This window comes from Nocardia sp. NPDC059240 (assembly GCF_042753865.1).
Lineage (GTDB): Bacteria > Actinomycetota > Actinomycetes > Mycobacteriales > Mycobacteriaceae > Nocardia.
On the sequence record NZ_JBHZAC010000025.1, the window covers coordinates 1 to 9,243 of the forward strand.

At 68.9% G+C, this 9,243-nt stretch carries 5 protein-coding genes; 1 reads left to right on the forward strand and 4 read right to left on the reverse strand.

The features are described from left to right. Positions 1-115: 115 nt before the first annotated feature. From ACFXHA_RS45530 to ACFXHA_RS45545, 4 genes are all read right to left on the reverse strand, one after another. A complete protein-coding gene (locus ACFXHA_RS45530) occupies positions 116-3,409 on the reverse strand; it encodes a hypothetical protein (protein ID WP_379367724.1) in 3,294 nt (1,097 codons plus the stop codon). Between the two features lie 52 nt (positions 3,410-3,461). Beyond that, positions 3,462-5,267: a hypothetical protein gene (locus ACFXHA_RS45535; protein WP_379367726.1), complete on the reverse strand. Its 1,806-nt coding sequence runs from the start codon at positions 5,265-5,267 to the stop codon at positions 3,462-3,464. After that, positions 5,264-7,021 carry a hypothetical protein gene (locus tag ACFXHA_RS45540; protein ID WP_379367728.1) on the reverse strand — a complete coding sequence of 586 codons (1,758 nt, stop codon included), beginning with the start codon at positions 7,019-7,021 and terminating at the stop codon, positions 5,264-5,266. The genes ACFXHA_RS45535 and ACFXHA_RS45540 overlap by 4 nt, the downstream gene beginning before the upstream one ends. A 95-nt stretch (positions 7,022-7,116) precedes the next feature. After that, positions 7,117-8,106, reverse strand: coding sequence for an endonuclease/exonuclease/phosphatase family protein (locus ACFXHA_RS45545; RefSeq protein ID WP_379367730.1), 990 nt, complete (start codon positions 8,104-8,106; stop codon positions 7,117-7,119). A 226-nt stretch (positions 8,107-8,332) separates the two neighbouring features. On the opposite strand from ACFXHA_RS45545, the gene ACFXHA_RS45550 reads away from it, so the two are divergent. Beyond that, entirely contained in the window at positions 8,333-9,094 is a 762-nt protein-coding gene (locus ACFXHA_RS45550) for a PP2C family protein-serine/threonine phosphatase (RefSeq protein ID WP_379367732.1), read from the forward strand. The last annotated feature ends 149 nt before the right edge of the window (positions 9,095-9,243 follow it).

Here is a 9,243-nt window from a genome sequence, read left to right on the forward strand (position 1 = left end):
CTCGCTGGGCTCATAACCCAGAGGTCGCAGGTTCAAATCCTGTCCCCGCTACTACCGAAGAAGGCCCGGAACCACCAGGTTCCGGGCCTTCTTCTATATCCGGGTAGCGCTCCCGCTACTCCGCCGCCATGTAGACCGCGTTCGCGCTGCGGCGGACGTCGAGATCCGGGTGGGCACGCAGCCTCGTCAGCAGTTCGGACCAGGGCGCGGGCCAGCCGAGCGCGGAACCGCACCGGGCGGTCAGCGCAGCGGCCACCAGGGCGCTGGACGCGGTGCGACTCGTGGCCAGCGCCGTGGCGATCGGGGCCAGGAGATCGGCCGGACCACCATGGAGATTGCGGGGGAGCCGGGCCGTGAACTGCTCGGCGGGAAGGCCGGCGAGTGCGCCGGACGCCATGGCCGACAAGCCTTCCACCGCGGCGACGGTCGGCTCGATCTCGGTCCAGCGCACGGCCGCGATGGCGAGTTCGATGAGCTGCCCGTGCCAGAGGGGATCCGCGCGCAGCCGCTCGAGGACCGGCGCGACGACCGGGCGGGCGGCGTCATTGTTGCGCACGGTGGAGGTGAGCCATTGCAGCAAGAGGGAGAGCCGTTGTCGGGCCGGCAGATCGCGGCCGGGCAGCGTCGTGTCCGGGAGGCCGTCGATGACAGCGAGCAGGACGCCCGGATCGCCCTCCTCGGCCACCCGGGCGAGGATCGCCCGCGTCGCGGTCTTCCACAGGCCCAGCTCGGACAAATCGGTGAAGCGATCGACGAGGACCGCGCTCGTGTTCGGCGGGGACCATCGGAACCAGAGGACCAGCGCGTTCATCGCGGCACCCGCCACGCGGCGATCCGGTCCGGCCGCCAGATCGCGCAGGAACGCGGCGAAGCGTTCCCGCTGCGGCACCGGCAACTGTTGCGGCGGCAGGTCGAGAATGGCCCCGGCTACCTCGGAATCGGTGGCGGCCTCGGCGATGAGTTGCCATGCCTCCTCATGATCGAGGAGCCAGCGGGTGGCGAAGACGGCCGCGCGACGGATGTCGCGGTGCGTCCCCGGACGATCCCAGCGGGCCCGGATGATGGCCATCGCGTCGGGGGCGTGCAGGACGGCGAGCAGTCGCACGCCCTCCTTGACCGCGGTGATCTTCGGCGAATCCAGCAATGGCGTGAGGGTGGCGCCCAGACGGTCCGGCGGTATCGCGTAGGCGCAGGCAGCGATGCTGCTGACCGCGACTCGCGCCCGGTCGTGCCCGGTGTGGGCGGCCAGTACCGGGATGGCGCGCTCGGGTTCGTCGCTGCGGCCGAGGGCGGTGAGCGCGGCCTCGGCGACGGTGAGATCGTCCGCCTCTATATAGGGAAGTAGGCGATCGAATGTTCCGGGCAGCAGGCCGAGTCGACGGACCGCGTCGTTGCGTTCCGCGATCGAGGCTTTCGGCGAGTGCGCGTAGGTGTCCAGCAGCGCCGCGTACCGGTCCACCTGGCGCGGTGTCCAGCGGTCGAATCCGGTGTCGAAGGTGGGGACGAATCGGATCTTCTTGGACAGGAAGCGTCCCGAGGTCGCCCCGCTGATGACCGTGTCGAGCAGATCCGTGCGCCGCGTGGCGATGATCGCCCGCACCTCGGGCAGCGCGATGAGCGAGCGGTCGCGGCGCAACAGGTCGTCGAGGTGGGCGTCGCGAGTGGCGGGTGCCGCGAGCGCCGACCGCACGGCGCGGCGCACGGTCGAATCGTCGTGCGCGGTGCAGGCGTTCAGCACCAGGTCCTGGAGTTCGGTGACGCCGTAGGCGCGCCGCCATAGTCCGTCTGCCAATTCCAAGGTCAGTGCCCAACGGTCGCGGGCGGCGTCGTCGAGCAGGCGTGGGCGGAGTGCGGCGAAGAGACGATGCTCCATACCGGGCGGCAGATTGTGGTGCAGCCCGGACAGATTCAGGGGTGCGGAAAGTTCGGCCAGTCGGGTGGTGAGTCGCAGTGCGGTGTCGGTGAAGGCGGTGTCGCCGGTCTGCGCACCGCGCAGCAGCAGGGTGCGGGAGAGGGTCCCGACGATCGCGACGGTCTGATACGAGCGGTCACGGGCGTGCAGTGCGTCGTCGCCCAATCGTTCGAGCGCGGTGAGGTGGTCGGCGTCGATCAGGGTGGGTGGAATCGTCGCCACCGCCTGTAATGCGGTGCGGCGCACCGGGTCCTGCTCATTGCGCAGGCGCTGCATCAGGTCCAGGAGCTCGCCGATGATCGCCGGATCGCGGGTGCCGACGGCCGCGCTCACCAGTTCGGGGTAGGCGCGTGCCCGGTCCTCGGCTTCGGGTCGCCGGATCGCTTCGACCAGTACGGGTTTCGCCTCGGGCCAGGGCAGCCGGGCGGTGAGGGACTCGGCGACCTCCGGGATGTCCGCGCCGCCCGGGCGGGCGAGCAATTCCCGTGCGATGGCGGTGCGTTCGGGGCCGGGCAGGGTGTCGAGCGCTATCAGGTCGGTCGCGCCGGGGGCGATGCCGGGGCGGGTCAGCAGCGGACGGGCGATCGTGGTCCGCCGCGCGGGTGGCAGGACGCGCAGGAATCGGTGTCGCTCGTGTGGTGTGCATGCCGCGTAGAGCTGCTCGACCCGATCGTCGGACAGTGTGAGCAGGGCCTGCCAGACCGCGGGACCCATCAGTTCACGGCCGCGTCCGCTCGGATGCAGGATCAGCTCGCACAGCGCGTCCGGATCGTGGCGGGCCAACAGGCCCGCAATGGGTTTCAGCGACGAGATCGAGATCAGCGTGACCGCTCGCGCGGCGAGTGAGAGCAACTGGGCCGGGTCGTGTCGCGCGGTCGCGCCCACATCGGCGGTGAGCCACTGCCAGAGCTCGCGCCACTCGTTCTTACCCGCGTCCGCCGCCCGCGTGCTCACGTAGTCGACGAGCACGCCGATATGCCGATGCCCCAGCGCCGACCGGTGTGTCGCCGCGTAGGCCAGTTCCGGCAGCAACTCCGTCACCGCCTTCGCCGAGCAGTACGACAGGATCCGCGCGGCCTCGCCGTCACCGTAGAGCGCCCGCACTCGCGGCAGCATCGCATCCGCGAGCCGCTCCCGATTCCCTTGTGCGAGAGCCCGATACACGCGCTGCCGGGCCCGCCGAGACAGTTTCGGCAGTCGTTCCAGCACGTCCCCGGGTTCCGCGCCCACCCGGATCAAAGCGGCGAGCGCACGTCCCGCGTCATCGGGATCCGTCGAATCCAGCTGTGCCAGCAGATAATTCCGCTCACTGCCGACCACAGCCATGAAGATCGCGGTGCGCCGCGCGAACCGTCCATGCCCGGACAGTTCGTGCAGCGCCCGCTCCAACTCCGGTGTCCCGGCCAGCCGTAGCGCTTCCCGTGCCACGGTGGCCTGCCGCGCGGGTACCGACATCGACGCGACTCGCTCCAGCAATTCGATCCCCGAATCGACCATATCGGCCACCGTACCGCGCGATCGAATTGTTCTCGTGCGCCGTTGTTGCCGTTCAGCCTTGGGTGAGGAAGGCCGCGATGTAGCTGCTGGCGGGTTCGGGGAGGCCGTTGTTCTGCTTCTCCGCCGCGGTCACGACGTCGTAGTGGCGGTACCCCGGGAGGTACTTCGCGTTGTAGGGGGCGAGGCCCGCGAGGGCGGCGTTCTGGACCGGGGAGTCGCCCGCGAAGAGGGTGAGGTTGCGTTTGCCCGCCGGGGTGCTCTGCCAGCGGTCGCCGTGCAGCAGGAAGTTGAGGATGCCGCCGGAGCGGTACTGCAGCTTGGCGAGGTCGCCGTCGCGGCCCAGGCCCAGGGCGAAGGCGGTATCGGTGACCAGCCGGATCGGGGTGTACTCCTCGAAGTAGTTCACCGGCTGCCAACCAGGGTTCATGCTGTGCGCGAACTGGCGGATATCGGTGGGCTCGTGGTCCTGGTCGGTGGCGGGGCCGTGGCCGAGGACGGGACCGTCGATGCTCGAGGGTGTGACCTGGTCGTAGTTGCGCCAGCCGCAGAGTTGATCGTGGGAGGCGGGGGTGTAGTTCTGGCCGTAGCCGACCCGCAGCGGGATCACGAACAGGGTCGGGCCGAGGATCGGTACCGAGGCCAGGCCGTTGGGGATCGGGTAGGTCTTGCCCTCGACCGGGCAGTCGTAGAACCCGAGTCCGGCCTGCATCACGTATTCGGCGGAGTTCTGGTCGAAGTACATGCCCAGCAGTGCGGTGTTGGTGACCCGGTAGTCGGTGGGCAGGTTGGCTCCGGTGAAGAAGTCCAAATAGTCCTTGTCGTACATGGCGCGCATCCACGGTTCGGTGCGCAGATCGCGCGGCACCAGATTCTTCAGATCGCTTTCCGCGTCCGGGTTCTGGTCGGCGGCCATGGCGGCGAGGTTGTAGGTGTGCAGGAGCTCCGAGGCGGAGATGACCGGTAGCTGGGCGACGCTGAGCCCGTTGTGGGCGAGATAGTCGACGGCGTTCTTGACCGCGCCACCGGCGGCCGACATCAACTGATCGAGCAGCCCGGTGCCCGAGAACCCCGCCGGGTCGGTCATGGCCAGCCCGTCCTCGGGGATGGTGCCGCCGCCGCACAGGTTGAATCCGGCGTAGTCGGCCGCGGCGGGATCACCGGCGAAGTTCCACGCCATCATGGGCCCGGTCAGGAAAGCGCCGAGGGAGTGCCCGCCGCAGAAACTCTTGGTGCGCTGGGCGGGATCGGGCAGGACGTGCTCGATGACCGCGCGCCAGTCGTCGAGGGTCAGGGCGAGGCCGTAGTCGCCGAGGAAGGCCAGATCCTGGGGTGTCTGATAGTGGTAGGTCTGCCCGTTGACGGTCGCGCCGCGGAAGTAGTAGTCGGCGGCCACGTGATAGTCCCCGGCCTGCTGGGCCGCCTCCCAGCCGGTGCGGTCTTCCATGCAGCTCGAACGGCGTTGCAGCGAAATGTATTCGACGTGTTTGCCAGTCGCGGCGGCCTTGCGCACCACCTGCGGGGCCTGGATGTCGAGATTTCCCGGGCCGGAGAAGGTTCCGGGTTGCATGGTGAGTACCGCGTCGGCGGCGGCGGTTTCGGCGGGGCCGGTCTTGCTGCGGTAGCGGACATAGCCGATCCAGTCGCAGGCTTCCGGATGCGCCGTCGTCGAGTACGGGCTCGGATAGTGCAGTCGCACATAGGTCGCCTCGACGTCGTCGCCGAGCCCGGGGTCGCCGGTGATCGGGGTGACGATCTCGCGGTCGGGGACCGGCAGCGGCGCGGGATCGGCGTGCGCCGCGATCGGTGCGGCGGCCAAACCCAGTGCGGCACAGAGGATCAGTGGGGCAAGGCGGATCATCCGAGGCTCCTCACGAAGCGGGCGAGGGTTTCGCCGCTGTAGTCGGGGTTGCCGTCGTTCTGCACGGCCGCGGCACCGATGGTGTCGATGTGGTTGTAGCCGGGCAGGGTGACGACCTGCGCCGTGGCGGGGACGGGGAACAGGGTGCCGACCCCGAACTGCACGACACTGTCGGCGGCCCAGGCGACATAGTTGGGTTTGACGCGGTTGGCACCGTGGTAGCGCAGCCCGGCCATCTCACCGCTGCGGGCGCCGCCGTATCCGGCCCCGAGGTCGATGATCACGCGCAACGGGAAGTAGGTCTCCCAGTACGCGCCAGGTTGTCCGGTCGCCAATTGCCTTGCGGTGTCGCGGATATCGGCCACCTCATGGCCCGGGGTGGTGAACGGCACGCCGGTGACGTCGTTGTAGTTGCGCCAGGTGTAGAGCACGGAGGGATCGGTCGGGGCGACCCGCTGCTGCGGGCCGGCGCTCAGCCGAAGGTAGTTGCCGAGCAACGGCAATTGGGCGACTGCACCCGGAGTCGGGAAGGTTTTCTCCTGCACCGGCCCGCCGCTCAACGCACCCACACCCTGTTGGAACAGTGCGAAGTTCGTGGAGTTGTTGTCGATGAGCACGCCCAGCAGCGCGGTGTTGGTGAAGCGGAAGTCGCGGATGCCGCCGCCCGCTGCGCCCTTGGTGACGAAGTCGGCGTAGGTGGGCGCGAACAGGAAGTCGAGGGTCGCGTCGATGTCCGGGTCGTGGGGGAGATGGGCGAGCAGTTGGCTCTCACCGTCGGGATCGAGGTGGGCGGCCAGGCCCGCCAGGCGCATGATCATCAGCGCCTTGGTGCCCAGCACCGGCAGATTGCCCATGACGCGCGGCATGACGTCGGCGCGGAATCCGGCCTGCACCACCGAATCCGTCGGTCCGACAATGGCATCGGTGAGATCGTGCAGCAGCGGGGTGTTCTGGATGGCCACGGGATCCGAGTTGATCATCGAGTCCTGCGAGGCGAACGCCGCGCACTGGTCCGCGCCGGAGTGGCCATCGAAGTCCCAGTCGGCGAAGAAGCCGGTGATCAAGCCGCCCAATGAGATTCCGGTGCACACGTACTTGTGCTGCCGTTGTGCGAGGGTGGGCACCTCGGCGGCCATCACCTCGTACTGGTCGCGGACGATCCGTTCGAGGCCCATCTGGTCCAGCACCGGCAGGTCCGCGGAGGACTTGAAGCCGGGGAAGCGCGCACCGTCGATCGGTGCGCCGTTGAAGTAGTAGTCGGCCGCGTCGAGATAGTTGCCGGTGCGGGCCGCGTAGTCGAATCCGGTGTTCTCGTCCAGGCACGAGCTGCGGCGGGCCAGCGCCCAGAATTCGATGTGCTGTCCCATCGTGCGGGCCGAGTGCACGGTGTTGAAGGCGACGCTGTCGGAATTCGCGGTGCCGCCGAACATGCCCTGCTGCTGCACGATGATGTGGTCGGCGTCGGCGGGGGTGGCCGGGCCGTCGACCGACCGGTAGCGTACGTAGCCGACGCGATCACAGGCCGCCGGATGCGGCGGGGCGGACGCCGGGAGCGGCAGCGCGAAGCTGACATAGGAAACGGCGACGCCGTCCCGGGTCGACAGTGGCTGTTCCTGCCGGTCGCCGGCTGCGCTGACCGGCTCGGAATCGGCTGCCGCGGTGCCGATTTGGATGGAGATGGAGGCCAGCAAGAGCGAGGCCGCCCAGGCCCCGGAACCGTACCGGCGGAGTGCCGCCCGAACCACACTGTTCATGTGACGAAGTCTTCTTTTGGGAGACCGAGTGGTCTACCCAAGATTTCACAGAAATGGGTGGGCTCCGTTTGGGCATCTGCCAGAATGGCCGGCCGTCAGAAGCGGAGGCGGGCGACGACGGCGCGGTGGTCGGTGTCGGGGATGTCGTGGGAGTGGATGGCGGTGGCGCTGCCCTCGGCCAGCAGGACGCGGTCGATGCCGATGATCGGACCCCACGACCGGTCGGTGGGCCAGGTGGGTAGCGCGCCGACGCCGAGCAGTTCGGCGGAGTCGGCGTAGCGGCCGGTGGTCAGGGCGCGGAAGGCGGCGTGATCGTAGGTGGAGTTGAAGTCGCCGCCGACGACCACCTTGCCGGTCTGCTCGGTGAGCAGCTCGTGGATGCGGGTCAGTTCGTGCGACCACACTCCGGCGTTCGACAGCGGTGGGATCGGGTGGAACGCGAACACCGTGATCGATCCGAGAGTGGGGTGAATCATGGTGGCGCGCAGGTTGTTCAGCCAGAATCCTTCGAATTTGACGCCGTCCTGGAGGGGGTACCGGCTGAAGATGCCGGTGCCTTGCCCGCCGCCGGAGGGCGCGGTGTAGCGATGCGGCAGCAGCTCCGCGAGCCCGGCCGCGTCGAGCCGGTTCAGCAGTTCGGGCGTGAGTTCCTCGATGGTCAGCACCTCGGCCGAGTTCTCCCGCGCGGCCCGCACCACCGCCTCCGCATTACCGCGGCCCAGCTCCAGATTCGACTGCATCACAACGAGATCCGTGCCCGGCGGCGCGCTGCCGTCCGGCCACAGCATGGGCAGCTGCGACCACAGCGCCCCGGCGGACACCACGACGGCCAGCCCCGCGCTCACCCATTGCCGGGCCAGCCCCAGCACCACGATCGCGACCAGCCCGCCCACCATCAGATAGGACGCGAACGACGCCGCCAGTACGGCCGGCTCCCACACCCACGTGTTGTAGTGCAGCCCAACCCCGATCGCCCCCGCCACCAGCAACAGCCATCCCGCCATCGCGCCCAGCACCCGCCACCATCGGCGACCCCGCCGTACCGGTTCGCTGACCGCCAGGTCCTGCGCAATTCCGTGCACCATCGCGTGATTCCCTCCCGCCCCTCGATTGCCTCAGACCCTACAGGCCGGACAATTCACCCATTTCGGGCACTGTCTGAGGGTGCCGAGGAAATTCGTCGTGACACAACCGGTGCCGACTCCACAGCAATCGCACAGGCAATTTGGGAGTGCTGCTCGGGTTCGGGCCGTTGACTCGGTAGTGCTGGTTGGCAGCACCCCGTGAGGGCGAGACCCAGGAGGTCGGCCATTGCATACCCAAGCCATCGACATCGGCGCAGTCGAGCCGGACGTGGACGCGGAAATCCGGCTCGGGCAGGTGGCGGGATCGGCCGTGAGCCTGCCCGGCAAGCGCCGGATCAATGCCGACGCGGTCGCCACCTTCACCGATCACGAGGTCGGCCGCAGCGCCTTCGTCGTCGCCGATGGCATCGGTGATCATCTCGCGGCCGCGCGGGCGGCACGACTGGTGGCCCGGGTCGCGGCTCGGGTGGCAGTGCGCGACGGTGCACGCGCCGGAATCCTTGCGGCGCAACAGGAGTTGCTGCGCGAGCTGCCCGAGAAGAGCGCCGACAGCGTCCTGGTGGTCGCGGTCCTCCCGTCCGCCGGCAACCTCGACGCCCCCTGCGATATCGCCTGGGTCGGCGACTGCCGCGTCTACCGCTACAACGGCCGCGTCCTGCACCGCGTCACCACCGATCACACTGTCGCCGAATACTTCCGGGCCCGCGGCCACGACCCCCTCCCCGGTTTGGCCCACCTGGTCACGTCTTCCGCCCGCACCGCCCGCCCCGAGGACATCGGCCACACCACCACCGGCTCCAGCACCGGCCGCCTCCTGCTGTGCACCGACGGCGTAGGCAAACGCCTCAACATGCCCACCATCAAATCGATTCTCGCCGACGGCACGTCGCCCAAGACCACCGCGGAAGCCTTGGTACAAGCCGCCCTCGCCACCGGCGGCACCGACAACACCACTGCCCTCATCGTCGACGCCCACCGCCTGCCTTGACCCCAAGACCACCAAAACCAGCCCTGACCACACGATTAGGCGCCCAACCCGGCGTGTGTGTAATGTTGTGTTCACCGACGCGGGGTGGAGCAGCTCGGTAGCTCGCTGGGCTCATAACCCAGAGGTCGCAGGTTCAAATCCTGTCCCCG